This window comes from Halobium salinum (assembly GCF_026586625.1).
In the GTDB taxonomy this organism is placed as follows: Archaea; Halobacteriota; Halobacteria; order Halobacteriales; family Haloferacaceae; genus Halobium; species Halobium salinum.
Window position 1 is genome coordinate 516,103 of the sequence record NZ_JAODIW010000010.1, and the last position, 25,618, is coordinate 541,720.

27 protein-coding genes are annotated in these 25,618 nt (G+C 71.2%); 13 read left to right on the forward strand and 14 right to left on the reverse strand.

All coding sequences use genetic code 11. The features are described 5' to 3' along the window. Positions 1-62 precede the first annotated feature (62 nt). Positions 63-551, forward strand: a complete 489-nt coding sequence (locus N5095_RS21230) for a phosphate-starvation-inducible PsiE family protein (RefSeq protein ID WP_267625183.1) — start codon at positions 63-65, stop codon at positions 549-551. 26 nt (positions 552-577) lie between these two features. On the opposite strand, the gene N5095_RS21235 is transcribed toward N5095_RS21230, so the two are convergent. The 6 genes from N5095_RS21235 to N5095_RS21260 form a co-directional block, all read right to left on the reverse strand. After that, entirely contained in the window at positions 578-1,954 is a 1,377-nt protein-coding gene (locus N5095_RS21235) for a hypothetical protein (RefSeq protein ID WP_267625184.1), read from the reverse strand. Positions 1,955-2,035: 81 nt separating this feature from the next. Beyond that, positions 2,036-3,298 (reverse strand): outer membrane protein assembly factor BamB family protein, encoded by a 1,263-nt coding sequence (locus N5095_RS22425; RefSeq protein WP_267625185.1) that lies wholly within the window; start codon positions 3,296-3,298, stop codon positions 2,036-2,038. Next, positions 3,299-3,994 (reverse strand): cytochrome c biogenesis CcdA family protein, encoded by a 696-nt coding sequence (locus tag N5095_RS21245; protein ID WP_267625186.1) that lies wholly within the window; start codon positions 3,992-3,994, stop codon positions 3,299-3,301. Between the two features lie 6 nt (positions 3,995-4,000). Next, a complete protein-coding gene (locus N5095_RS21250) occupies positions 4,001-4,522 on the reverse strand; it encodes a TlpA family protein disulfide reductase (RefSeq protein ID WP_267625187.1) in 522 nt (173 codons plus the stop codon). 13 nt (positions 4,523-4,535) lie between these two features. Continuing rightward, the gene (locus N5095_RS21255; protein WP_267625188.1) at positions 4,536-5,207 is read right to left on the reverse strand and encodes an SCO family protein; all 672 of its coding nucleotides are present in this window, start codon (positions 5,205-5,207) and stop codon (positions 4,536-4,538) included. Positions 5,208-5,384: 177 nt separating this feature from the next. Next, the gene (locus tag N5095_RS21260) at positions 5,385-6,035 is read right to left on the reverse strand and encodes a DsbA family protein (protein ID WP_267625189.1); all 651 of its coding nucleotides are present in this window, start codon (positions 6,033-6,035) and stop codon (positions 5,385-5,387) included. Positions 6,036-6,087: 52 nt separating this feature from the next. Between N5095_RS21260 and N5095_RS21265 the strand changes: the two genes are divergently transcribed. The 5 genes from N5095_RS21265 to N5095_RS21285 all read left to right on the forward strand — a co-directional run bounded on the left by N5095_RS21265 (position 6,088) and on the right by N5095_RS21285 (position 8,681). Then, complete coding sequence (locus tag N5095_RS21265) at positions 6,088-6,495, forward strand: 2Fe-2S iron-sulfur cluster-binding protein (protein ID WP_267625190.1); 408 nt, start codon at positions 6,088-6,090, stop codon at positions 6,493-6,495. A 50-nt stretch (positions 6,496-6,545) separates the two neighbouring features. Beyond that, a complete protein-coding gene (locus N5095_RS21270; RefSeq protein ID WP_267625191.1) occupies positions 6,546-6,758 on the forward strand; it encodes a DUF1918 domain-containing protein in 213 nt (70 codons plus the stop codon). Positions 6,759-6,809: 51 nt separating this feature from the next. Further along, positions 6,810-7,277: an RNA-binding protein gene (locus tag N5095_RS21275; RefSeq protein ID WP_267625193.1), complete on the forward strand. Its 468-nt coding sequence runs from the start codon at positions 6,810-6,812 to the stop codon at positions 7,275-7,277. A gap of 97 nt (positions 7,278-7,374) precedes the next feature. Beyond that, complete coding sequence (locus N5095_RS21280; protein ID WP_390203680.1) at positions 7,375-8,454, forward strand: DUF7350 domain-containing protein; 1,080 nt, start codon at positions 7,375-7,377, stop codon at positions 8,452-8,454. A gap of 53 nt (positions 8,455-8,507) precedes the next feature. Then, complete coding sequence (locus tag N5095_RS21285; RefSeq protein WP_267625196.1) at positions 8,508-8,681, forward strand: hypothetical protein; 174 nt, start codon at positions 8,508-8,510, stop codon at positions 8,679-8,681. 33 nt (positions 8,682-8,714) lie between these two features. Here N5095_RS21285 and N5095_RS21290 read toward each other — a convergent pair whose 3' ends face one another. Continuing rightward, positions 8,715-9,533, reverse strand: coding sequence for a hypothetical protein (locus tag N5095_RS21290; protein WP_267625198.1), 819 nt, complete (start codon positions 9,531-9,533; stop codon positions 8,715-8,717). A 116-nt stretch (positions 9,534-9,649) separates the two neighbouring features. Between N5095_RS21290 and N5095_RS21295 the strand changes: the two genes are divergently transcribed. The 3 genes from N5095_RS21295 (at position 9,650) to N5095_RS21305 (ending at position 12,539) form a co-directional block, all read left to right on the forward strand. Beyond that, positions 9,650-10,939, forward strand: a complete 1,290-nt coding sequence (locus N5095_RS21295) for an MFS transporter (protein WP_267625199.1) — start codon at positions 9,650-9,652, stop codon at positions 10,937-10,939. 186 nt (positions 10,940-11,125) lie between these two features. Continuing rightward, positions 11,126-12,247 (forward strand): S1C family serine protease, encoded by a 1,122-nt coding sequence (locus N5095_RS21300; RefSeq protein WP_267625200.1) that lies wholly within the window; start codon positions 11,126-11,128, stop codon positions 12,245-12,247. A 73-nt stretch (positions 12,248-12,320) separates the two neighbouring features. Further along, positions 12,321-12,539 carry a hypothetical protein gene (locus N5095_RS21305; protein ID WP_267625201.1) on the forward strand — a complete coding sequence of 73 codons (219 nt, stop codon included), beginning with the start codon at positions 12,321-12,323 and terminating at the stop codon, positions 12,537-12,539. A gap of 44 nt (positions 12,540-12,583) precedes the next feature. Here the strand turns inward: N5095_RS21305 and N5095_RS21310 are convergent, their stop codons facing one another. From N5095_RS21310 to N5095_RS21320, 3 genes are all read right to left on the reverse strand, one after another. Next, positions 12,584-13,369, reverse strand: coding sequence for an ABC transporter permease (locus N5095_RS21310; RefSeq protein WP_267625202.1), 786 nt, complete (start codon positions 13,367-13,369; stop codon positions 12,584-12,586). Then, complete coding sequence (locus tag N5095_RS21315; protein WP_267625204.1) at positions 13,366-14,424, reverse strand: ABC transporter ATP-binding protein; 1,059 nt, start codon at positions 14,422-14,424, stop codon at positions 13,366-13,368. The genes N5095_RS21310 and N5095_RS21315 overlap by 4 nt, the downstream gene beginning before the upstream one ends. Before the next feature lie 83 nt (positions 14,425-14,507). After that, a complete protein-coding gene (locus tag N5095_RS21320) occupies positions 14,508-15,512 on the reverse strand; it encodes a Gfo/Idh/MocA family protein (RefSeq protein ID WP_267625205.1) in 1,005 nt (334 codons plus the stop codon). A 129-nt stretch (positions 15,513-15,641) separates the two neighbouring features. On the opposite strand from N5095_RS21320, the gene N5095_RS21325 reads away from it, so the two are divergent. From N5095_RS21325 to N5095_RS21335, 3 genes are all read left to right on the forward strand, one after another. Continuing rightward, positions 15,642-17,279, forward strand: coding sequence for a spermidine synthase (locus N5095_RS21325; RefSeq protein WP_267625206.1), 1,638 nt, complete (start codon positions 15,642-15,644; stop codon positions 17,277-17,279). A 333-nt stretch (positions 17,280-17,612) separates the two neighbouring features. Beyond that, the gene (locus N5095_RS21330) at positions 17,613-18,629 is read left to right on the forward strand and encodes an aldo/keto reductase (protein WP_267625370.1); all 1,017 of its coding nucleotides are present in this window, start codon (positions 17,613-17,615) and stop codon (positions 18,627-18,629) included. Positions 18,630-18,717: 88 nt separating this feature from the next. After that, entirely contained in the window at positions 18,718-18,960 is a 243-nt protein-coding gene (locus N5095_RS21335; protein WP_267625207.1) for a hypothetical protein, read from the forward strand. A 259-nt stretch (positions 18,961-19,219) separates the two neighbouring features. Here N5095_RS21335 and N5095_RS21340 read toward each other — a convergent pair whose 3' ends face one another. From N5095_RS21340 to N5095_RS21350, 3 genes are all read right to left on the reverse strand, one after another. Beyond that, positions 19,220-21,115 carry a hypothetical protein gene (locus N5095_RS21340; protein WP_267625208.1) on the reverse strand — a complete coding sequence of 632 codons (1,896 nt, stop codon included), beginning with the start codon at positions 21,113-21,115 and terminating at the stop codon, positions 19,220-19,222. 108 nt (positions 21,116-21,223) lie between these two features. Beyond that, a complete protein-coding gene (locus N5095_RS21345) occupies positions 21,224-21,916 on the reverse strand; it encodes a DUF7546 family protein (protein WP_267625209.1) in 693 nt (230 codons plus the stop codon). 30 nt (positions 21,917-21,946) lie between these two features. After that, positions 21,947-23,326 (reverse strand): heme o synthase, encoded by a 1,380-nt coding sequence (locus N5095_RS21350; protein ID WP_267625371.1) that lies wholly within the window; start codon positions 23,324-23,326, stop codon positions 21,947-21,949. Positions 23,327-23,654: 328 nt separating this feature from the next. Between N5095_RS21350 and coxB the strand changes: the two genes are divergently transcribed. Further along, the gene (coxB, locus tag N5095_RS21355) at positions 23,655-24,476 is read left to right on the forward strand and encodes a cytochrome c oxidase subunit II (RefSeq protein WP_267625210.1); all 822 of its coding nucleotides are present in this window, start codon (positions 23,655-23,657) and stop codon (positions 24,474-24,476) included. A gap of 309 nt (positions 24,477-24,785) precedes the next feature. Here coxB and N5095_RS21360 read toward each other — a convergent pair whose 3' ends face one another. After that, positions 24,786-25,514 carry a ferredoxin--NADP reductase gene (locus tag N5095_RS21360; RefSeq protein WP_267625211.1) on the reverse strand — a complete coding sequence of 243 codons (729 nt, stop codon included), beginning with the start codon at positions 25,512-25,514 and terminating at the stop codon, positions 24,786-24,788. Between the last annotated feature and the right edge of the window lie 104 nt (positions 25,515-25,618).

Consider the following 25,618-nt stretch of genomic DNA (forward strand, 5'->3'; position numbering starts at 1 on the left):
AACTAGTGGCATGGGTCTGGGGTCGACACCGGGTGGCGGAGCGGCGAGGAGCGTGTCGGTCCGTGGTTGAAGCGTCGGGAGCCGCTCCGGCGTCGGAGCGGCCGCGGCCGCCGGCGACGACCGTCGCCGCGGTGACCGACCGATTCGTCCACGCGGTCGAACTCGCGGCCGCGGCGCTGTTCGCCCTGTTGTTCGCGGTCGGCGTCCTCGACCTCGCGCTCGCCATCGTGGGGTCGGTCCGGCGGGGCACCATCACCGACCCGCTCGTCGTCATCGGGTTCATCGACACCGGCCTGCTGTTGCTCATCATCGTCGAGGTGTACCAGACGGTCGTCGCCTACACGCAAGAGCGCGACACCCGTCAAATCGTCCGACTCGTCATCTACACCGGCGTCATCGCGATGGTCCGGAAAGCGATAATCTTCCGGACCGGCGAGTACGCCACCCCGGGCGACGCGCTGTTGGCGGCGGTCGCCTACGCCGTCATCATCGCTGGATTGGTCGCCCTGTTGTTCGTCGAGCGCGTGTCCGACTCGACGCCGGCGGACTGAGTCGTCGGTGGACCGAGTCGCCCGCGTCACGCCGCGACCGGTCGCGAGACTATCCACAGCGAGAGCACGGTGTACCCGACCATCAGCACGACGAGCGGGGCGTGTGCGACGAGCGCCCGTCGGTCGGCCCCCACCCGACGCTCGACGGCTTCGTGGGCGGCGACGACGGCGACGACGTGACCGGCCACGACGAGTGCGACCTGCGAGGCCCAGAACGCGGGCAGCGAGAGGAAAAAGAGCGGGTCGACCGTCCCGAGGCCGAGCGCTCGCGGAAGCTGTCCCAGGTAGGTCAGCACGTAGCTGTAGGTGTGTGCCACCTCGTACGCGGCGGCGATGGGGACCACCGACGCCGCGAGCGTCGTCGCCGGGTGGTCGAACCCGCCCGCACGGCCCGCGAGGCGGGCGACGGCGACGAACGTGAGCAGGAAGCCCCCCAGCCCGAGCGCGAACAGGGCGACGCTGACGCTCGGGCCGACGCCGAGCGCCCGCCGGGTCGCGAAGAACAGCGACTGGTACGCCGTCGACTCGGCGAACCCGTCGAAGCTGACGGTGTACACCGCGGCGACGACGAACGCGGCCGTCGCGGGGGTCACCCGGTCGAGACAGCCCTGCCAGGGGACACGAGCGTCGACCGTCCACCCGCCGTCGTCGGTCCGGGAGATGGTAATCGGGGCGACGCGTCCGAGCAGGCGGTACAACACGGCCAGCGGGTCGGCGCGCTCGAACCACTCGCGGCCGAACGCGACCCCGCCGAGCAGGGTGACGAGGACGTAGCCCACGACCACGGCGGCGGTGAGCCGCGGGCGCGCCGGGACGACGGTGAGGTTCTCCACGACGCCGACGAGGACGACGAAGCCGACGACGGCGGGCCACTCGGCGAGGCGCTCGGGGTACGGGGTGAAGCGGAGTTCCTCGCCCTCCAGCCACGCCAGTCCCTCGTACAGCGTCCGGGCCGGCGAGAGCGTCCGCCAGGGGCTGCCGACGAGCACCGAAACCAGTCCGAGACCCTTCAGCCAGAGCGGCCAGACGACCAACGTCGCGGCGTTCGCCAGCGGCGCGCGCGGCCCGAAGACGCCGTCGAGGACCGCGGCGCCGACGACGAGCAGGAACCAGACGCGAGCGACGAGACGAAGCGGGCGGGCGACGTCGGCCGGGACGGACAGCAGTCGTCGGCGCCAGGTCGGGGCGTCGCCGACGCGCCCGAGCAGGAGCGCCGTCGTCGCCACCGTCGCCCCGGCACCGGCGAAGAGGAGGGAGAGCGGGAGCGGCGCGTCGAAGCGCGTCCCCACCTGGTGGGCCGCGGCCGACCCGGCGAGCGCGGCGAGGAGGACCGACGCGAAGAGGGCCGTCAGGAGACGGGCCGACGCGAGGTGTCGACCCACCCGCCGACGGAGGCTGTCCATACCCGCTCTTGCCGGTTCCGGGTGAAAACGCGGTCGGTTCGGGCTCGCGGTGACATCGTGGGCTCTCCTCTCGTCACCGCGTCACGACTCGTAGTCGAGCGCGACGACCCGGCCGTCGCCGTAGCGCACCAGCACCTCGTCGCCCCCGTCGCCGTCGAGGTCGGCGAGCGTCGGGTGGGTCCACACCAGCGAGTCGCGTTCGTAGGTCGCGAGCGTCGAGCCGTCGGCCGGGTCCAGGACGTGGACCGACCCGCCGTTCGTGGGGGCGACGAGTTCCGGCTCCCCGTCCCCGTCGAGGTCGCCCAGCGCCGGTGGCGGGGCGGCGCTCGTCGTCTCCGTCGAGACGGTCGCCTCCCACTCGCGCTCGCCGGTCGCGGCGTCGTAGGCGACGACGCGGCCGTCGTTGAACGCGACGTAGAGTTCGTTCGCCCCGTCGTCGTCACCGTCGCGGACCGCGCCGACGGCCGGATTGGCCTCGGGCTCGCGCTCCCACCGCACCGACCCGTCCGCGGCGTCGACTGCGGCGAGGTGGCGAACGCCGGCGGCGAACGCGACCGTCCCGGACTCCGTCTCCGCGACGGTCATCGTTGCGGCCGGAGCCGACGTCGACCACTCGACGTAGCCCGCCGAGTCGAGCAGGGCGACGCGCTTCCCGGTGCCGACGAGCACCTCCGGCTCCCCGTCGCCGTCGGTGTCCCCGACGTGCGGGGCCGCGTACGCCGACTCGTCCAGACCGCTCCGCCACAGCACCGTCTCCCCGTTCGCGGCCGTGACGGCTCCGCCGATGTCGAGCGCGACGAGTTCCGGGCCGGCCTCGGGAGTCAGGTTCGCGACCGTCGGGGGGGCGTACCCGTACGAGGCGAGGGGGACGCGGTACGCCTCCGAACCGTCGGTGTCGTAGACGACGACGGCGTCCTGGGTGGTGCCGACGGCGACCTCCGACTCGCCGTCGCCGTCGGCGTCCGCGACCGTCGGCGCGGTGAGCGCGTGGCTGAAGCAGTGTTCCGGCGGGACCGACGCGCGCCAGTCGACCGCGCCGCTCGCGGGGTCGAGCCGGACGAGCGAGCAGGCGTCTGCGGCGGGGAGTCCCGACCCGGGCTTCGGAATCGCGACGGGGGCGACGACGACGCGGCCCTCGGGGCCGACGCCGACGGCGTGGTGGTTCGTCTGCGTGTCGCGGGCGGTGTCGCTCACCCAGCGTTCGGTGAGCGTCCCGCCGGCGTCGAGTCCGGGAATCCCGCCGACCCCGCCGACCCACCCGACACCCCCCGCGAGCGCGACGGCGCCGACACCGGCGAGCGCGACGACCAGGAGGGCGACCGCGACCGACGTTCGCGTCCGCACTCAGACACCCCCCGTCGCCGGGAGCGCCACGACCCCGAGAAAACGCAGTGCGATGACGACCTGCCAGAGGCCGGCCAGCGCCATCACCCCGCCGGCGAGGCGCTGGACCGACCCCACGTGGCCGCTCAGGTCGCGGAGGACGTCGCTCCCGCTGGCGGCGAGGAGCGTCACGCCGAGCAGGGGCGCCGCCGCGCTGACCGCATAGACCGCGAGCGTCGCGACCCCGGCGGCGGCCGGGAGGACGGCGGCCCGCGAGAGGACGCCGAGCACGAGCGGGACGACACAGCCGGCGGCGGCGGCGGCGTACACGCCGCCGAACAGCGCGAAACCGGCGACGCTCCGCCGCCGGGCCGGGAGCCGGAGGTGGAGCGTCGGCGCCCGGCCGAGGAGGACGGCGACGCCGACGGCGAAGAGGAGGAGGCCGACGACCGGTTCGAACAGGGCGAGTCGTTCGGCCAGCGGGCGACCGGCCACGAGCACCGCCCCGCCGACGGCGCCGAGGACGACGAGCGCGCCGACGGTCGCCGCCACCCCCCGGAGGAGCGCGCCCCGGAGGGTCGCCTCCTCCTGTGTGAGGTAGTAGCCGACGTAGCCGGGGAGGAGCGGGTACGCACAGGGGGCGAAGAAGGTCGCGAGTCCCGTCGCGACCGCGAGCGAGAGCGTGCCGGCGGGGGGAAGCTGGGAGAGCTGGAGCATCGGGCGCTACCCGTCGAGGGCGCCCTCGAGCGCCCGGCGAATCGAGGCCTCGCTCGCGAGGCCGCCGTGGCGCCACGTGATTCGGCCGTCGGCGTCGGCAACGACGAGGTACGGGATGCCGCCGGCGCCGAGCGCCTCCTGCAGTCTCGACTCGGGGTCGGCGCCGAGCGTCCAGTTCCCCTCGTGGCCGACCCACCACTCGCGGAGGTCGTCGCGGGTGAACCCGTTGCCGAATCGCTCGTTGGTGACGGAGACGAACCGCACCCGGTCGCCGAACGCCTCGTGGATCGAGACGAGCGAGTTCATCTGGGCCTCGCAGGGGGCACACCACGTCGCGAACAGGTCGACCAGCGTGACCTCGCCGGGGACGGGGACGGCCTGCTCGCCCGCGGTCGACCCCCGGGCGTCGACGGTCTCGACGGTCGTCGTCGGAGTGGCGCCCGGGAGGCCGTTCGTCGCGACCCACGCGCCGCCGCCGACGACGCCGGCGCCGGCGACCCCCGCGAGGAACGTGCGTCTATCGGTCACGTGTCGGACACCCTCACTTCCGCAGTTTCGCGAGGTCCTCGACGAACGTCGTCGGGTTCGGACTCGGACCGGTGTACGCCCGCTCGACGTACCCCTCGCCGTTGACGAGGAGGACGAGCGCGAGGTGGTTGTACATGTAGTTCCCGTCCTCCGCCGGCTGTTTCTCGAAGCCGATGCCGAAGTTCCCGTTTATCTTCTCCTCCGCCGCGGCGACGCTCTCGGGGCGGAGGAACCGCCAGTCGCCGGCGTCGAGGGAGACGTTCATCTTCTCGGCGTACGCGCGGAACCGCTCGCCGTCGTCGCGCTCGGGGTCGAAGGTGACGGGGAGGAAGCGCACCGCGTCGGCGTACCCCTCGTTGACGGCGTCGGTCTGGACGTTCCGGAGGGCGCCGATGAGGCCCGGACAGACCGTCATGCAGTTCGTGAAGAAGAACGTCACGAACGTCGGTCGGCCGGTGTCCGCGAGGCTCACCGCCTCGCCCGCGAGCGGGTTCTGGAAGCGCACGTCCGGCATCTCCTCACCCCACGTCGGGTACGGGTAGTCGCCGTCGGCGCCGGGACCCGAGGGTTTCCCGAGCGTCGTGTTCGGGTTCCCGCCGAAGGTGCCGACACAGCCCGCGAGGCCGGCGAGGCCGCCCGCCGCGCCCGTCGCGCCGACCGACCGGAGGAAGCGTCGTCGTCTCATTGGCGGTACTTGGCAGTCGTCGGTGAAAGGGGGATTGGTTCGGTTCCCGAACGACGGGGGCCGGTCGTCGCCGGGGGAGCGGGACGCATCGCTGGAGCCGTCGGCTGCGACGGAGAAAACTTCCCCGCGGTCGTGCGGTCGGGACGCCTGCTCGGCGCTGTCGGGGAGTCCGCCCGGCTACAGTGCGTTCTCGATGGCCTCTTCGATGGGCGGGTAGAACGACTGCGCGCCGGAGAAGTCCACCTGTTCGCCGTCGACGAAGATGGCGGGGGTCCCCTGCACGCCGCGGTTCACGCCGCGCTGGCGGTCCTGCTCCAGCACCGGCCGGTAGGTGTCGTACTGGGCGTCGCCGACGATGGCACAGCGGTCGGCGCCGACCTGCTCTGCGAGGTCGCCGACAAGTTTCATCGTGTACTTGTCCTGATTCTCGAACAGCAGCGTGGACATCTCGAAGAACGCCTCGTCGTCCATCGAATCCTGCACTCCGCGGGCGGCGCTGGCGGCCCCCCACGACCACTTCTCGCTCACCGGGATGGGGAAGTCGTGGTGCTCGTAGGTCACGTCGCCGGAGGCGACGTAGTTCTCCTCGATTTTCGGGAGCGCCTCGACCGTGAACGTCCGACAGTGCGGACAGGCGTAGTCGGACCACACCTTCACCATCACGTCGCCGTCGCCCATCGCCGGGACGGGCAACGAGTTCACCGGGGGCTCTTCCTGCGGGTCGCAGTTCCCGGCACCGCCGCCGCCGAGAGAACCGAGACAGCCCGCGAGACCGATGGTGGAGGCACCGCCGACCGTCGCGAGGAGACTCCGTCGGGTCGTGTCCATGTCAGGTGGGTAGGCGCGACCGTATTTAGGTCCACGGAACGGAGTGTGAACTATGCCAACAGTGACCTTCCGGGGCCGAGACGTAGCGTGTCCCGACGGCGCAGTCCTGCGCGACGCCCTCCTCGACGCCGGCCTCTCGCCACACAACGGCCGCGCCGCCGCCCTGAACTGCCGGGGGCACGGCACCTGTGGCACCTGTGCCGTCGCGCTCTCGACCCCCGACGGAGACGACCCCGTCGACGCCGGTGCGGTTGACGACCCGAGCGCTCGGGAGCGCGCCCGACTCTCCTTCCCGCCGCACTCGCCCGAGTCCGGACTCCGCCTCTCCTGTCAGGTACGGGTCCGCGGCGACCTCGTCGTCCGGAAGTACGGCGGGTTCTGGGGCCAGGACGTGCCCGAGGGTGGGGCCGACCGCGGCGCGTCCGAGGACGGAGCGAGGAGCGACGCCGACGGGGACTGAGCGCACCGCGAACCACCGGCCTTTTATCCGGAGAGAGCGGAGCGGGAGCCATGAGCTTCGAGAAAGACGACAAGGTCGTCCTCTCCGACAAGCACAGCGAGTACGACGGCGAGACGGGCACCATCACGCAGGTGATGGAGACGATGTTCGGCGACCCCACGTACACGGTGAGTTTCGAGGACGGCCAGGAGACGGGCATCCCCGAGGACCAACTCGAGGCCGCCGAGGGCGACGCCGACGCGGACGAGAGCGACGAGGAGTAGCTCCGCCGGCACAACGCAGGGATTTTTCGCCCCCGCGTCGTAGCGCCGAACATGGCGAGCGTCCCGTTTCACTACATCGACCTGCGGACCTTCTGTTACGCGACCGAGGACGAGAAGCGCGTCGAGGAGGCCATCCGAGCGTTCCTCCCCGAGGAGTTCGAGGTGGAGCGCTCCACGACCGAGGGGTATCACGGCGACCGCATCGTCGTCCTCTCGGCGCGCGTCGAGAAGGCCGACGACGTGCGACACGTGCTCGCGCGCCTCTCCGAACTCGACGACATCGACCGGGTGATGGACGAACTCGACGACCGCGTCGACGACAACTGCTCCTTTTTCCTTCGCCTCGACAAACAGGCCGCCTTCCGGGGGGAGGTGCGCCGCGGCGAGGGGCTCACCCTCCGCGCGAAGGTCGAAGCCTACCCCGCGAAGCGTGAAGCCGCGGTCGAGAACGCCCGCGGCGCACTGGAGGACGTCCGAGCGGCCGAACACGGGTCGGACGAGGGCGAGGCCGGCGCCTGAGTACGACGCCGGCGTGACCCGACGGTCGGTCCGTTCGACGGCCGGTCCGTTCGACGGCCGAACCAGAGCCCTTAGGCGCCCCACGCGACTAGCCCGAGTGATGAACCGACGGGACCTCCTCCGCGCCGCCGGCGCGGCCGGCGCCGTCTCCCTCGCCGGCTGTGCGGGGCTGTTCGGAACGACCACGACGAACAGCCGCGAGCCGCCGCTGGTCGAGAACCGCCCGGACGCCGTCTACGTCCCCACCCACCGCGAGGGGATGAAGCCTATCGGGATGGCCAGGGCGGGCGACCTGATGGTCGCGACCTCCTACAGCTACGCCCACCGGTTCTGGCCGGTCGAGAACGAGGGCGGCGAGTACGTCGCGAAGCGCCAGGACGTCGAGCGCGACGACGCCGTCCACCTGATGACGCGGGTCTGGGAGCCGGAGACGGGCGTCGTGATTCCGGACGCGGGCGTCACTGTCGCCCTCGCGAGGGACGGCGAGTCCGTCTTCGAGGAGGTCGTCTATCCGATGCTCTCCCAGCGGATGGGCGTCCACTACGGCGACAACGCCCCCGTCGGCGGCGACGGGACCCACCAGCTGTCGGTCACCGTCGGCGGCCTCGACGACCTCGCGCGCTTCGGCGCGTTCGAGGGGACGTTCGGCTCCGCCGCGACCGCGAACTTCGAGTGGACGTACAGCGAGGCCGAGCGCAACAAGATTCCCTTCGAGCTTCTCGAGGAGAAACAGGGCACCCGCGGCGCCCTCGACACCATGGAGATGTCGATGGGCGACGGGATGTCGATGCCGATGGGGTCGGCCCCGACTCCGGACTCCCTCCCGGGTGCGGCCCTCGGCGAGGCGACGGCCGGCGACCTCCGGTTCGTCGGGCGGGTCGCCGAGGCCGACCGCTTCGGCGACGACCCGTACCTCCTCGTCTCCCCGCGGACGCGCTACCACGCCTACGTGCTCGGCGCGATGGGACTCTCCGCGACCGTCTCGGACGGGAAGTTCGACGGGACCCTCCAGCCGGGGCTCGACCCGGAGGCCGGCTACCACTACGGGGCGTCGGTCCCGGGCCTCGCCGCGGACGACACGGTGGAACTCGGCGTCGACACCCCGCCCGTGGTCGCCCGCCACGAGGGGTACGAGACGGCGTTCTTCGACGTGGGGCCGGTGACGCTGAGCGGCTGACCGCGGCGCCGACCGCGGACAGACTTTTATCAGCTCGAGCGAACGTACGGCTGATGAGCGACTTCGACGAACTGCGGCTGGTACGGGTGCGCGGCGGACGGACGAGTGGTCGGGGTGGACGCTGGGGGCCCACTCTCGACTGGGCCGACGAGAGCGGGGAGAACTACAACGAGGTGGCGTGGTCGTCGGTCGAAGACGCGGACGAGGCGCTCGTCGACCTGTTGTAACGTCCGGCGCCACGGGACCGGCGCGCCGCCCAGTCAGCGGCGCCCGAGGAGGCGAGCGAGCCGCGACCCCCCCGACGAGGTCGTCTCGGGCAGCGTCGTCGCCGTCGGCCGGCCGTCGACCTCGTAGACGGTGTAGGATTCACCCTCGTACTCGTACGAGACCGTCGTCACCGGGACGGCGTACCTCTCCGTCTCGCGTTTGAGTTCGTCGTCCGCGGGCTCGCGAGGGACGACTTCGACACGCTGGCCCGTCGCACCGTGGAAGATGCGAGTGGGTTTCCCGCCGCTGTCGAGGGACTGAGCGGTCTTCCCGGTGAACCGCCGCCGGACGAGCCCGAGCGTGAAGCTCTCCCCGTCACCGCCGCAGGTTCGACAGGTCCTGTTTCCCGACCCCTCACAGCGACTGCAGACCGCTCCTCTGGTGAGTCGCTTCCCGTTGCAGCCCGGGCACGTGGTGACCTGTCGACCGTGACACGCACCGCAGGTCGACAGACGGACCTCGTCGGTCCGGAGAAACGTCGCGAACCCGCCGGCATACCCCTCCGGAATGAAGCGGTCACGCTCGGCCGCCGCGAACGGCATGAGCTCCCGCCCGACGTTCAACCGCGCCACCTTCTCGCGCGACAGTTCCCGTTCGTGGAGCGTGTCGCTGACGGTCAGCCGACGGTCGACGACGCGCTCGACCGTCTCGGTCTCGACGGCCGTGACGACGCTCTCGTCGGTCAACCGGTCGGGAGCGGCGTCGGCGGCGTCGGCGAGCGCCGCGAGGACGCACTCCCCGAGCCTCGTGTCGTCGGTCGCCCCGGGCGACTCGCCGATCGCCCTCGTGTCTCTCGGTGGAGCGACGTACATCCTCACCGACTCGAGGAGGACCCCACAAGATTATTTCCACCGAGATATCGGTTTTGATAATCTCTCGGCGCGACTCCCTTCGCAACCTGTATTTCCCGCCGGAGCCAACCGCCCGTGTGAACCGGACCCGCCGCGACCGAGCCACGCTCGCCGCCATCGTCTGGGCGGTGCTCGTCTCGCAGGTCCTCCTCTACCCCGGCGTCGAGGACCTCGTCGCCGTCCTCGGCGCCGGCGCGGACGCCGGCATCGACGCCGGGATGTGGTTCCTCGTCGCCGAGTTCGCGGCGTTCGTCGTCTGTGCCGGCCTCTGGGGCGCCGCCAGCGACGCGCTCGGCCGGCGCGTCCCGCTCGTCGTCGCCGGCGCACTCGGCGGCGCGGTCGGCTACCTCGCGCTCGTCGGGGTCGCGCTCGCCGACCTCCCGTTCTGGGTCGCGCTTCTCGTCCGCGTCCTCGGCGGCGCCATGACCATCGGCGCGTTCTCGCTCGGCATCACGATGCTGATGGACCTCACCGGCGGCCACGGACGGAACATGGGCGCCGCGGGGCTGGCCATCGGCCTCGGTGCCGCACTGGGTTCCGTCGTCGGCGGCCGACTGACGACGCTCGACCCGCTCGCGCCGGTCGTCGGTGCCGCCGTGCTCCTGTTCGTCGTCGCGCTCGCGGCCGCGACTGTGCGGGAGGGAGCGGTCGAGTCCGCCGCGTCCGACCCTGCGGACGACCCCGTGTCCGAGTCCGTCGACGGCTCCGTCGGCGACGACGCCGCCGAACCCGGGATGGGCGACGTGCTCTCGGGGCTGGGCGACCGACCCGAACTGCTCGTCCCCTACGCGTTCGGCTTCATCGACCGCCTGACGGCCGGCTTCTTCGCGCTCGTCGGCGTCTACTACTTCCGGGACGTCTTCGGACTGAGCGCGGCGGGCGCGGGCGGCGTCCTGGCGCTCTTCTTCGTCCCCTTCGCGGTGCTCCAGTACCCGTTCGGGACGCTCTCGGACCGCGTGGGCCGGTTCGCGCCGGTCGTCGTCGGCTCGGTCCTCTACGGGTTCGCCATCGTCGGCGTCGGAATCGCGCCCTCGCTCGTCCCCGCCGCGGCGATGATGGTCGTCGTCGGCGTGTTCGGCGCGCTCGTCGCCCCGGCGACGATGGCGCTCGTCACCGACGTGGCCGCACCCGAGGAGCGCGGCGCCGCGATGGGCGGGTTCAACGTCTTCGGCAGTCTGGGCTTCCTGACGGGCTTTCTCGTCGGCGGCACCGCCGCGAGCACGCTCGGGTACCTCGAGGCGTTCCTCGTCGTCGGCGCGATGGAAGTCGGCATCGCCCTCCTCGCGCTCAGAGCCGTCCGTCGGCTCGCCCCCGGCGGAATCGCACGTACCTCGGAGACCGCGGCGGAACCGACGGAGGGCTCCTGACGGGGCGGCGTCACCCGATGCCGCCCGACGCCGCTCGGCCCCGGCCGACCCGCTCGAACGTGTCGTGCGCCGGTCACTCCTGTGGTCGTGGCCGTGCCAACCCGCGACACGGATTTATATACTCGACGCTTACCCGAGGTTAGTGCGGTCGTCCCGGTGGGGCCACCGGTCGGCCGCCCACATCGCATGAGATCAGACATCGACTACGAACGCCTGTACGAGGACGTCATCCCCTCGGTCGTCTCGCTGTACGTCGGCCGCGAGGCGCCGGGGACGGGGTCCGGGTCGGGGTTCGTCTACGACGACGGACACGTCGTCACCAACGCACACGTCGTCGGGCGCTCGCTCGACGTAGAACTCCGGTTCAGCGACGGCTCGTGGCGCACCGGCGAGGTCGTCGGCACCGACCACTACACCGACCTCGCGGTCGTCGCGGTCGAAGACCTCCCCAACTTCGCGAAGCCGCTCCCGGTCGCCGAGTCCAACCCGCACCCGGGCCGCCCGGTCGCCGCGCTCGGCAACCCCCTCGGACTCGACGGCTCCATCACCGCCGGCATCGTCAGCGGCGCGAACCGGTCGATGGGGACGCCGGGCGGCTTCGCCATCCCGGACGTCGTCCAGACGGACGCGCCCATCAACCCCGGCAACAGCGGCGGGCCGCTCGTGGCGGTCGTGAACGGCGCCGACAGCGGGGGCCACGCCCCCGACCACCCCCGCTACGAGGTCGTCGGCGTCAACCGCGCCAAGCAAGGGGACAACATCGGCTTCGCGGTGTCGCCCGAAATCGTCAACCGAGTGGTTCCCGACCTGCTCGACGGCGGCCGGTTCCGACACTCCTACCTCCGCACGCGCACGCTCGACGTGACCCCCTCGGTCGCCGAGGCCAACGAACTCGACGAGCCGCGGGGGGTGCTCGTCGTCGACGTGAACGTCGGCCCGACGACGGGCGACTCGCTCCGGGGTTCCGACTACACCCGGACGGTCGGCGGTCGGGAGATTCCCGTCGGCGGCGACGTCATCGTCGGGATGAACGGTACCGAACTCCGCTCCCACGAGGAACTGATGCGCTACCTCATCACCCGCACTCGGCCGGGTGAGCCGGTCGAACTCGACGTCGTCCGCGACGGCGCCGAGGTCCGACTCTCCATCGTCCTCGACGAGCGGCCGGACCCGGAGAGTCGGTTCCGCGGCCGGAGCGGTCGCGGTGGTCGGCAACGTCGGGGGCCTGGCCGCGGCGGACGAGGTCGGGGAGACGACGACACCGGTCCCGATGGGGACGACGGCGGGAGTCGCATCCCCATCCGCTGACGGCCGACCTTCCTTCCGTTCTCCCGACCGCCCGACACGAGCCTTTTTGACCGAAGACGGGACCACCGGAGCTATGCTCACCAGCGCACTCGGTTCGGTCTCCGTCTCGATGCTCGTTCCACTCGCCGCGTTCGTCCTCGTCGCCGCTCTCACGCGGGCCTGTGACCGTGTGCGATTCGTTCGGGACTCACCCTCCAGTGGCGGCACCACCGACGTCGACGGCGCTGACGACACCGACAGCGGCGTTAGCGTCCTCGTCAGGCGTGCCCGGAATCGGCTCCGATTCGGGTGACCGACGAGAACGTGGGAGGAGCGACGTTTCGGACTCCCTCGAGTTCAGTCCGTCCGTGGGACCAGCGCCGCTCCGACCGCGAAGAGAACCGCGGAGAGCACGGCGAGCACGAGCAGGTAGCCGACCGCCGGTGCGACCCCGAGGTCGACCGGGAGGGGCGTTGTCTCGCCGTAGGTGATGGCCCGGACGCCGCGCGCGAAGTAGGTGAGCGGCGAGGCGAGCACGAGCGGCCGGAACCACTCGGGCAGCAGGTCGAGCGTGACGAACGTGTCCGAGAGGAAGAGCAGGGGGAGCGCCACCGCGTTGCTGGCGGCGATGACGCCGTCCTGTGAGTCCGCGAGGCTCCCGATGACGGCTCCCAGGCCACAGAACAGGGCGACGCCGAGGGCGACGTACGGGACGAGCAGCAGCGTCTCGGCCGCGAGAGGAATCCCGGCGCCGGTCACCAGAATCGAGAGCCCGAGGATGAGCAGTCCCGCGAGGCCGATGACCGCGACGTTCACCAGCGTCCCGCCGAGGAGCCACTCCCACCGCTTCAAGGGCGTCGTCGCCAGCTTCTCGAAGCGGTTGCCGTCGCGGTGGCGGGCTATCTCGCTCCCGACTCGGGAGAGCGGGGTGAAGAGGACGACGACGGCGAGGTACCCCGGCAGGTAGTAGCCCGCCGGCTCGGAGAACAGCCCGCCGCCGGTGGGCTGGGTCTGGACCAGCGCGCCGAAGATGACGACGAGCAGGACGGGGAAGAAGAACGTGAAGAACACGGCCGTCCGCCGGCGGAGGAAGGAGCGCCACGCGGCGCGGAACTCGCTGCCGACGCGTTTCGTCGCGCTCATCGGGAGTCACCTCCGGCGTCGCCAGCGGTTCCCTCGCCGCCGGTCGCGCTCGCGGCGGCCGGAACCGACTCGCCGGTGCCGCCGAGTCCGTCTCCCTTCCCGCCCGGCCGGTCGTAGCGTTCACCGGCGAGGGTGAGGTACACCTCCTCCAGCGACGGCTGTTTCCAGGCGAGTGCGCCGTAGTCGACGCCGGCAGCGTCGAGCGCGGCGACGACCTGGCCGATGTCGACGGGGTCGACGCCGTGGAAGACGAGTGTCTCGGCGGTCGCCTCCACCGGGTAGCCCACGTCGCCCACCTCGTTGCTCCCGGCGGCGGTGTCGACGACCAGTCGGGGCGCGCCGCCGTGTTCGGCAATCAGGTCCGCGGGCGCGCCGGTCGCGACGAGCCGACCCCCGTTCAGCAGCCCGACGCGGTCGGCGAGGCGTTCGACCTCGTCCATCGCGTGGCTCGTCAGGAAGACGGTAGTGCCGCCCGCGGCCAACCCCTCGATGAGCTCCCAGAGCGCCCGCCGCCCGGCCGGGTCGATGCCGGTCGTCGGCTCGTCCAAGAAGAGCACGTCGGGGTCGTTGACGAGCGCGGTGGCGACACAGACTCGGCGTTGCTGACCGCCGGAGAGCTTCTCGTACCACGTGTCGCTCGCGTCGGCGAGACCGACGTCGTCGAGCACCGCGTCGGGGTCGCGCGCCTCGTCGTACAGCCCGGCGTAGTAGGCGACGAGTTCGCGGGCGGTGAGCCGCTCGGGCGGCGAGAACGACTGCGGGAGCAGGCCGATTCGCTGGGGGTCCACGTCGGTCGGGGGGCTCCCGAGCACCTGCACCTCACCCGTCGCCTTCGTCGTCCCCGTCAACGCGCGGACGAGGGTGGTCTTGCCGGCGCCGTTCGGGCCGATGAGGCCGAACACCTCCCCCCGGCTGACCGAGAGCGAGACGCCGTCGAGCGCGACCGTGTCGCCGTACGACCGGTGCACGTCGGCGGCGGCGATAGCGGGAGGCCCGCTGTCGGCGGCGAGCTCGGAGCCCCCGCTCCCGGCGCTCGCGTCCGTTGGTCCGTCCATAGCCGAACTCGGGCCGACCCGGCCGTAAGGGTTCCCTTTCGCCGGTGCGCCGACGACGGGGGCGCCTCCGGGAACGGGCTCCGCTACCGGTCCAGCAGCCGCGCCACGTCGACGGTTCGGCCCGTCTCCGCAGCCTCGTAGGCCGCCTCGGTCAGCGCCGTCACCTTCAGCGCGTCGGTGGCGGGGATGTCGAGGTCGGCCTCGTCGCGGATCGCCTCGACGAAGTTCCGCAGTTTGCGCTCCGTCACCTCCTCGAAGCTCGGCTCCTGGGGACTGGCCTCGTAGGTGACGCCGTTCTCGACGACCTCGACGGTCTCGCCGTCGAAGGTGATGGCGCCCTCGGTGCCGAGCAGGCGAAGCGACTCGCCCGGCGCCGGGGTGCTGGTGCCGTCGCCCGAGACGCCGATGGAGGCGGTGATGGTGCTCTCGCCGCGGTCGAGGACGGCGGCGAGCGCGCTGTTGACGTCCACGTCCTCCCCCCGGTCGTCGACGGCGGCGGCGACGCTGACGGGCGTGCTCCGGGTCGTCCAGAGGAGCGCGTCGAGCAGATGTGATCCCGAGTCGTACAGCTGGCCGCCGCCGGAGAGGTCCGGATTCCCGCGCCACTGGTGGCGGGTCCACTTTATCCACACCTGCTCGAGGTGGCAGTGGGCGGCGTGTAGCTCGCCGATGCGGCCCTCGTCGACCAGCCGTCGAATCTCGCGGAAACGCGGGTCGACGTGACGCTGGTAGCCGACGGCGAGGGTGAGTCCGCGCTCCTCGGCGGCGTCGACGAGGTCGTGGGCGTGAGCCACGTCAGTGACCATCGGCTTCTCGAGGTGGACGTGCACGTCCCGTTCGAGGCAGTCGAGCGCCTGTTCGTAGTGGAGCGTGTGCGGCGAGACGATGACCGCGGCGTCCGGGTCCGTCTCGTCGAGCATCTCGACGTGGTCCGCAAAGGCGGGCGCGTCGTGTTCGTGGGCGAACGCCTCGCGGGCGTCGGGGTTCGGGTCGGCACCGGCCACCACGTCCACGTCGTCGACGGCGGCGACGAGGTCGAGTTCCAGTCGACCCAGGTCGCCAACGCCGATTCCTGCGACGGTGAGCATCGTGCTGTCCGGTGGTGTGACGAGTGATAAGCGTGGCGTATCGGGCACCGGACGGCCGATTCCGTGACCGACCCGCCCGAGGTTCGTCGGACGTGGTGCTTATCCTTCGAGGGCCGTAGGTACACTCGAATGTCGACAGCCGACGGCCGGAGCCCCTGGCGACCGACGAGCCCCGAAATCGCCGTGTTCGTCTCGGGCGTGGCGAGCATGGGCCTCGAGATTCTCGCGGGGCGGCTCGTCGCGCCGCAGTTCGGGAGCAGTATCTACACGTGGGGGAGCATCATCGGCGTCTTCCTGGCCGCGCTGAGTCTCGGCTACCACCAGGGCGGGAAGCGGGCGGCGACGCGGGCCTCCGAACGGCGACTGAGCCTCATCCTCATCGCGACGGCGGCGTACGTCGCGCTGCTGGTGCTCGCGGGCGACCTCCTGCTTCGGTCCGCAGCCGGGATTCCCCTCCCCAGTCGCTTCGCGTCGCTACCGGCGGTGACGCTCCTCTTCGGGCCGCCGACGTACCTGCTCGGGTTCATCAGCCCGTACGCCGCCGAACTCTCGGCCTCCGAAGAGGTCGGTAGGGCGTCGGGACACGTCTACATGGTCGGCACCGTCGGGAGCATCGTCGGCGCGTTCGGGACGACGTTCCTGCTCGTCCCGACGCTCTCGGTCGACGCCATCAGCCTCGTCTTCGGGGCGCTCCTCGTCGGCACGGTCGTCGCCATCTCCTTCCCCGAGCGGCCCCAGGACACCGGCGTCGTCGTCCTCGTCTCGCTCCTCCTCGTCGGCGCGTTCGCCGCGGGGTCGCTCGGCTACTCGGTCGAGGGACAGGTGGTGTACGAGACACAGACCGCCTACCAGGAGCTCCGGGTGGTCGACAGCGGCGACACGCGCACCCTGTACCTCGACGGCCAGCGCCACAGCGCGATGGACCTCGACGACCCGAACCGCCACGTGTTCGAGTACACGCGCTACTTCCACATCCCCTACCTGTTGGCCGACGACCCCGACGAGATAGATCGGGTGCTGTTCGTCGGCGGCGGCGGGTTCACTGGGCCGAAGCGCTTCGTTCACGAGTACGACGCCACCGTGGACGTGGTGGAGATAGACCCGGAAGTCGTCGACGTGGCGAAGGAGCACTTCCGCGTCGAGGAGTCGGACCGGCTCCGAATCCACACCGCGGACGGCCGGGAGTTCCTTCGGGAGACGGACCACACGTACGACCTCATCGTGCTCGACGCCTACAAGAAGGACAAGGTCCCCTTCCAGCTGACGACGGTGGAGTTCATGGAGCTCGCGAAGAGCCGCCTCAGCGCCGACGGGATGCTCTTTGCGAACATCATCTCGGCGCCCGAGGGGCCGGGTTCGGAGTTCTACCGGGCGGAGTACGCGACCATCGACCGGGCGTTCCCGACGGTGTACAGCTTCCGCACCTCGGCGTCGAACGCCGTCCAGAACGTCGAAATCGTCGCCACCCGCGACGACCGGCGGCTCACCGAGGCCGAGTTGCTGGCGCGGAACGAGCGCCGCGACGTGGGAATCGGCCTCGCGAACGAGGTGCGGAGCCTCATGGAACCGCCGCGAACCGACGACGTGCCGGTGCTCAGAGACGACCGGGCGCCCGTCGACAGCCTGCTGGACTCGATGGCCGGCCAACGGTACGTCGTGGAGGAGTCGGCCGACGAGAACAGCAGTAACACGTCCGGGTCGTCGACGACCGCGGACCCGGCGACCGGGTCCGCCTCGACCGAGGTTCGTGCTCGGGTAGTCGGGTAATCGACCGCTCGGACGACCGCCCTCTCTCGATACTCCCCGTCGTCGGTGGGTCGGCGCGCGCCGAGCGGCCTCCGGGCCGCGAGGGTCGTGCGAGGGACCGTGGCCGCCCCTGTGGCGGCCATACGGAGGCTGGGGAGGGCTGAGGTCGGTGCTGTGCGGTGCTGACCTGGCGGACTTGTGAAGGGCGAGAGCGCGATGGTTTCACCGGACAACCGGCACGAAAACCGCGCTGGAATACCGATTTGGGAACAGCCGATTTCCGCGACTCCCACCTTTTTCCGCGCCCGCCGCGACTCCCGAACCGTTACCATGCCCCTCGACACCGACGCCGAGATGGACTACCGACGACTCGGCTCCACCGGCACGAAAGTCTCCGAACTCTGCTTCGGCACCTGGCGCTTCGGTCGCGAGACCGACGGCACACCCGAGACGACCCGCGACGAGGCCCACGACCTGCTCGACGCCTTCGCCGAGCGCGGCGGGAACTTCATCGACACTGCGAACGTCTACGGCGACCCCAACGGCACCAGCGAGGAGTGGATCGGCGACTGGCTCGCCGGCGAGGACCGCTCGGACTACGTCGTCGCCTCGAAGGTGTACTTCGGCTTCGACGACGAGAACCCGAACGGCTCGGGGCTCTCGCGGACGCACATCCGCCGACAGGTCGAGGGGACCCTCGAACGCCTCGGCACCGACTACCTCGACCTCTACTACATCCACCGCTGGGACGACGAGACCCCCATCGAGGAGACCCTCCGCACCCTGAACGGGCTGGTCGAGAAGGGGAAGGTGAACTACCTCGGCGCCTCCACCATGGCCGCCTGGCAGCTGACGAAGGCGCTCTGGGAGTCCGACCGCCACGACTGGTCGCGCTTCGACGTGACCCAGCCGCTGCACCACGCCGCCTACTACGAGGACGTGGCGGAGTACCTCGACGTGTGTGCCGACCAGGACATCGCCGTCTGTCCGTACTCGCCGCTCGCCGGCGGGTTCCTGACCGGGAAGTACGAGCGCGCTGACGAGGACGACCCGCAGGCCGTCGAAGCGCCCGACGGCTCCCGGGGCTCCTTCGACGGGATGTTCGGCGACTACTACGTCTCCGAGCGCGGCTGGGCCGTCCTCGACGCGGTTCGTGAGGTGGCCGACGAGGTCGACGCCACACCCGCGCAGGTCGCCCTGCGCTGGCTGATGGACCACGATGCCTTCACCTGCGTCCCCATCGTCGGCGCGCGGACCGTCGACCAGCTCGACGAGAACGTCGGGGCCTGCTCGGTCTCCCTCTCCGACGACCAGTGGGACCGCATCTTCGACGCGCGCTACGACGAGGACGGCGGGCTCGTCGGGCACTGAGCCGGCCGGCCGGTCTCGCGTCGTCTACGGCTCACGAACGCGTCCCGCCGCCGTGAGATTGAAACGCGCCGACCGACTATGGTACACGATGTCACACTCGACCCCCAACGACGAGGCCTGCCCCGTCTGCGGCGAGCCGTTCGAGCGCCGGTTGCTCGTCGAACGCGGCGACGACTGGGGCGACCTCTACCCGGGTTCGCCGCTCGAGTTCTTCCGGAAGTTCGACCGACGCTGCTCCGCGGACTCCGACGTGGCGGGTGAGTACGAGGTGGGGAGCGACGCGCTCGTCCTGTACTTCCACGGGAGTCGGACGCGTCTCAGCCTGTTCTGACCGATGGCTCGGCCGTCGGCATCGGCGCTCGGAGCGTTCGGGGCCCCGAGTCGCGGCCCCGGCAGTCGGCCCGTGAGTGGGACACACGTCCGAGTGTCGGCCGTCTGCAATCCGTAGTTGGGGGCGGCCGTCCCGGTCGACGCGGGTCGATGCGGTCGCGTTCGCGGTAGCGACAAGCGGAAACTCGACGTTTCGGGGGAGTCGTCGTCCTCCCGGTCGTCTTCGTCGCCTTCGTCCTCGTCCCCCTCCCTGCGCCGAGTCAGCGACTCCGACGAGGGCCGACGACCGAGCGCACGAGGAGGAGCGCGACCAGCGCCCCCAGCGCGGCCGTCGGTCCGAAACCGGGCGCCGAGTTCGAGGTGGGCGTACCACGCTCCGTCGAGTCGGTGGTGGTCGTCCCCGTCTTCGGGTCAGGGGTCGCGGTCCCCTCTCGTTCGTCGGTGACGGTCGCCGCGTCCCCGGACGAGGCAGTCGTCGTCCCGTCCGTCGTTCGGTCGGTCGTCACGGAGCTAGTCGTCGCGAGCGGCGTCCCGGTCGCGGATGCAGGGGCGCCTCGGGCGTCCCGCACGGGACGCCCGTCGACGCGGTAGGGAACGTCCGCGTCGGTGAGGTTGCCGCTCGCGTCGACGTCGTGGTAGAGGACGGCGACGAGCGTGGCGTTTTCGCCGACGGGCTCGGCCAGGTCGACGAACCCGCTCGCGTTCCCGGCGGGTACCCGGAGCTGACCCAAAAGCGGGCCGCGCGAGTTGTTCGACCTGCGGTATAGCCCGACGACGGCGTCGTGGGCGGCGCTCGCCCGAACCCGGGCGGTCCCGGGGTCGAGGGTCCCGTTCGCGAGTTCGACGCTCCCGGCGCGCGGCCGGACACGGACCACGGTGCCGGCGGTGGTGGGGGAGACTCGCTCGGTCGGCGCGTCCGGCCGGGCGAACGCGACCTCGAAGTCCGTCCGGCGCTCGACCCCGGAGAGGTCGAACGTCGCGACGAACGAGGAGCCGTTCCCGGCGGCGGCGACGGCGGTCCGGTCGCGGTACGCCGTTCCGTCGGGGCCGGTGAGGAACACGTCGAGTGCCGTCCCCGGCGCGAGCGTCGTGCGTCCCCGGAGCTGTACCCCGGCCTCGGGGACGAGTTCGACCGTTCGGTCGCCCGCCCCGGCGACGGTCGCCCGCGCGTCGACGACGGCGACGCGCTCGAACGCGAGCCGCGGGTTCCCGGCGGCCGCGCCGGGATCGGCGCTCTCGGCGCCGTCGACGCCGAGAGAGACCCCGACGAGGAGATCGGTACGACCGCCCTCGTCCCGGTCACCCCGCTCCCCGCCGCTCCCGAGGGCGGTCGTGTCGAGGACGAGGTAGTAGACGCCGCGCTCCGGGGCGGCCACAACCGACTCGGCGGCTCCGACGAGGTCGGAGACGACGGGGTCGCTCGCGTTGTCGGAGGCGGCGTCGGCCGACCGGACGGTCACCCGCCCGTTCGCGGCGTCGAGGGCGTCTCCGAGCCGCCCCCGGCTCGTCTCCGCCCGGCTCAGTTCGTACGCTCCGCCGAGCCCGGCCGCGTCGACTTCCACGACGACCGTCTCCCCGGGGACGACCTGCTCTGCCGGCGTCAACGCCCCGTCGTCGACCGCGTCGCGTATCGTCCGGTCGGAGTTTAGGTCGGTCGCGACGGTCGACCCGCCGCGCCACAGTCGGACGCCGCCGACCCGAGGGCCGGTGAGCGTGAGGTTCGCCTCGCCGGTCGACCGGCGTGCGCTCGCGTCGACGGGTCCGTCCCCGTCGACGGCGGCAGCGGTGTAGGCGCCGGGTTCGAACGGCCCGCTCGCGTTGACCGTGTCGGCGGCGCCCTCGACGTGGTACGCCCGGCGGCCGTGCAGATGCGTGTTCACGCGGACGACCGCCCGGCCGTCGGCGTCGACGTCGTCCAGTCTGAGCACGGCGTCGTGGCCGGCGCCGGAGAGCGAGAGCGTCGCGTCCCGCGTGTCGCCGAAGCGGACGACCAACTCGACCACGTCGCCGACGGCGGCGCTCGGTTCTCGCACCGTCACCGTCGCGCCGTCGCTCCGGTGCTCGCCGGCTCCATCGCTCCCGACCGCCACGGGGGCGACGAGCCCGGAGCAGAGGAGCGCCACGAGTCCGAGGGCGACGAGCCGAGCTGGAGTCACGATATATTCGAATGCGTGAGTTTCCGACAAAAGTGTACTGTTCGCTCGGGTGGCACAGGGGTCGTGGAATCGCGTGGAACGTCGGGACGCCGGCGGACCCGGCGCCGGTCAGGACCGGCCGAACGACGGGCGGTAGGAGAGCAGCGCGACCGTCACGAGAAACACGGCCGTCGAGAGGTCGTAGGAGAGCGCCATCGTCGCCGAGGCGAGCGCGCCCGAACTCCCGAACAGCGTCGTCGCGACTCCGGCGAGCACCGGCCACGAACAGGAGACACAGGAGAGCAGTCCGACGACGCCCGAGACGGCCGCGCCGGCGGCGTCGACGACGGTGGCGTACACGAGGTACGCGAGCGCGAGGTAGCCGACGACGCGGGCGGGCATCAGGACGAGGTTGACGACGTCGGTCGTGAAGACGGGCGCCGGCCCCCACCCCGGCGGGAGAATCGCGACGCGGAACCCCGGAACCGACCCCGGACCCGGGAGCACCACCAGTCCGCCCGCGACCGCGAGCACGGCGAAGTAGCCGACGGCGACGGCGGCCGCCCGACGTTTCGTCCGCGTCGAGGCGTCGGGTACCTCCACCCGCGAGACGGCCCAGACGCTCGCCCCGAGCCACAGCAGGCCGTAGAGGCTGAATCGGTACGGTTCGAGGACGCCCACGCCGACGAGCGCGGCGTAGCCGAGCGCGAAGATGAGCAGGCTGTTGACGAGCAGGCCGGCGACGAGGAGGGTGTCGCGCTCGACGCGCCGGCCGGCGAGTTTCAGGGTCGATGCGTCGGATGAGTCGGTGTCGGTAGCCATGGTCGGGGAGTGGGAGCGTCCGTGTCGCCTTCAGACCGCCAGGGCGTCGACGACGATGGCGAGCAGGAGCGCGCCGAGGTACGCGTTCGAGGCGTGGAACGAACGGAAGGCCGCCGACTCGCTCTTCTCGTAGTGCAGGCGGACGACCGCCCAGAGGAAGGCGGCGCCGAGGGCGACGCCCGTGAGCACGTACAGCGTGCCGAGTTTGTCCGCCGTGGCGAGCGCCCCCGCCGCGAGCAGCGTCGCGCCGAGGTAGTAGAGGATGTGTCGCCGGGTGGCGGTCTCGCCGCGGACGACGGGCATCATCGGGAAGCCGCCGCGCTCGTAGTCGTCCTTGTACGCGAGCGCGAGGTTGTAGAAGTGCGCCGGCGTCCAGAGGAAGATGACGCCGGCGAGCGCGAGGCCGACGAGGCCGATTTCGCCGGTCACGGCGACCCACCCGATGAGCGCCGGGAGCGCGCCGGCGGCGCCGCCGAGGACCGTGTTCTGGACGGTGTTCGGCTTCAACAGGAGGGTGTAGACGACGCTGTAGAAGAGGATGGCCGCGAGTCCGAGCGCGGCCGCGAGGAGGTTCACCGAGGCGAACAGCGCGAGCGAGGCCGCGGCGAGGACGACCCCGAACGCGACCGCGTTGCGGACGGGGACGAGGTCGAGCGCGAGCGGGCGGTCGCTGGTGCGGTTCATCTTCCGGTCGACGTCGCGTTCGAGCACGTGGTTGAACGTGCCGGAGGCGCCGATGGAGAGGGCGCCGCCGCCGAGGGTCGCCGCGACGGTTTCGAGGGTCAGCCCGGGACCGCCGGCGAGCGCCATCGCCGCGCCGGCGACGAGACAGAGCAGCCACATCAGGCGGGGCTTCGTCAGCCGGAAGTACGCCCACGCGGTCGCCTTGACCCGGGCGAGCCCGGTCGGGACGGCGGGTCGCTCCGCCGGCGACGACGGCTCCGTGAGGTCTTCGTTCGTCGAATCGGCAGACGCCCGGGTGGGTTCGCTCGTCGGCGCGTCGTCGGGGTCGCCGGTCTCGGATTCGAGGTTCCACGCCAGCGCGAGCACGAGGCCGCCGAAGATGGCCATCGCGACCGCGAGGTGGACGGTGGAGAGCGTCGGGTCGGCGCCGGAGGTGGCGACGAAGGCGCCCAGGCCGGCCTGAACCGGGTAGAGCGCTAGCGAGGCGAGGAGGGCGAGACGGACCCGACGGTCGGCACCGGCACCCGTACGCCAGCCGACGACGGTCGTCGTGAGGAGGAGGAGTCCGACGACGACGGCGACGAGGCGGTGGCCGACCGCGACCCAGCCGTCGAGGACCGACGGGAGGGTCCAGCCGCCGCCACAGAGGGGCCACGCCCCACACGCGGCTGTCGCCTCGGTGAGCGCCGTCGTCGCGCCGACGGCGAGCAGGAGGTAGACGCCCATGGCGGTCGCGGCGAGGAGCGCGGAGAACCGTGAGGACTCGGTCGTTACCACGTGTAGGTCACTTATCGGGAGTTGGGAGCGGCGGTACTTAGTCGCCGCGTTTCGGAGCGCCGATCCGACAGGTTGGTTCTCGACCGGTACTCGGCTCGAGGGGGGTCCGACGCCGAGCGTGAGCGTCCCGCGAACGGGTGACTCGGGCGGGCGAGCCGGCCGCTCTCGGAGAAGCCTCTTTCACCCCGTCGCGACGCCGAAATCACCGGACTCCGGCGCTCTCCTCGCGGAGTCCGAGTCAGTAGGTATTTACGCCGTCTCTCCTAAGCCCACTCCAATGAGAGGCAAGCGCAGCGCACTGCTCGCGGGGGTCGCGGCTGCGGCTCTGGCGCTGGCCGTCGAGCCGGTCGCCGCCCAGTCCACGACCGCGAACCTCATCAACGAGCTGAACGCGAAACTGCTGTACGTCGCGATTCCGATCACGCTCGTCACCGAGGTCGTCCTGTTCTACACGGTCTACAAGTACCGCAAGAGCGACGCGCCGAAGCCCACCAAGGAGAACCGCCGCCTCGAGATTACCTGGACGGTCGCCACCGCCATCATCCTGCTGTTCGTCGGCGTCGCCTCCTACGGCGTGCTCGCCGACCCGGCGGTCACTTACACGCCGGACATGGGTGACCCGATGGACGACGAGGACGCCGTCGTCGTCGACGTCGAGGCGTACCAGTGGGGCTGGACCTTCGGATACCCCCAGGCCGAGGGTAACGTGACCACCTCCACCGAAATCGCCGTCCCGAAGGACCGAGTGGTGTACTTCCGCATCACGTCCTCGGACGTGTTACACGCCTTCGCAGTCCCCGAACTCGGCCTGAAGCAGGACGCCATCCCGGGCCAGACCAACACTATCCGGACGACACCCCTCGAGAACGGTCAGTACCAGGGGTACTGCACGGAGTACTGTGGGGTCGCCCACTCCCAGATGTACTTCAACGTCACCGTGATGGACCAGGGCGACTACGAGACGTGGCTGCAGGAGCAGCAGTCGAGCGGCTCGTCGGGCGGTAACCAGTCGAGCGGCAACGCCTCCGCCGGAAACGCCTCTGCCGGCAACGCCTCGGCGGGTAACGCGAGCGCCCTCCTCGCCGCACAGTCCGCGTAGCGCCGTCTCCCGGTAGCTTCGTTCCGTCGGCACATCGCTTTTCAGCCGCTTCGTCGTCTCGTCGCTCAGTCGCTCAGCCGTTTCGCGACCGCTCCAGCTCCGCTCTCTCCGTCCCCTCAACTCTCCGGAAAGCGACCTACGAAGAAACGCTTGCCGAGAGCGGCAGCGGTGGTGGTCGAGCGACTCATCGGGTGAAAGCTGATGACGACCGGCCAACAGGCGCTCCCGGGAGGGGCTTCCGTACTCGACGACTTCAGCCCCGGACCGCCGATTTCTGCCTCACTAATACACCGAGAGCGACTCCCGGAGCTACTCGTCGGCCGCGTCCGACTCCCACCCCTCGGTGTAGACGTGGTCCTCGTCGGCGCCCGCCTCGACGAGGAGTTCCTCGGTCTCGACGACCATCTCGGGGACCCCACAGACGTAGCAGTCCGTCTCCGCGAGGTCGACGCCGTCGAGCGCCTCGGGGAGGTGGTCCTGGACGTGGCCGGTCTTTCCGTCCCACTCGCGGTCCCCGTCGGCGTCCGAGAGGACGTAGTCGACCTCGACGTTCGCGTTCTCGGCGCGGAGCTGGTCCAGGCTCTCGCGGAAGATGAGGTGCTCCTGGTCGCGCTCCCCGAAGACGAGGTGGGTCGTTCCCTCGCCCTCGCGGGCGTACTGCTTCAGCATGGGGTACAGCGGCGTGATGCCCGTCCCCGTGGCGAGGAAGACGGCGTCGCGGTCGAGGTCGCGGACGCGGAGGTTGCCGTCGACCTCCTCGATTTCGATTTCGTCGCCCGGCGTGCGCTCGTGCATCCACACGGAGGCGTTTCCGTCGTCGTAGCGCTTGATGGCGAGGAGTATCTGGTCAGTGCCGTCGGGTCCGGGGAGGTTGGCGGCCGTGTACGGCCGGGCCTCCTCCTCGCCGTCGTTCTCGAAGTGGACCATCGTGTGCTGGCCCGGGTCGTACTGGAAGCTGTGGTCGTCGGCGACGAGTCGGAACTGCTTCACGTCGGGGGTCATCCGGTGGACGTCGGCGACGGTGACTGGGATGGTCATGCGGACTCGGCTTAGGACAGGTGTCCAATAGGCGTGTGGGCCGGCCTGTTCGGTGTGCTCGGGTGATTGCTTTCGCGGAATCCGTGTGGTGTCGGTGACCTCCG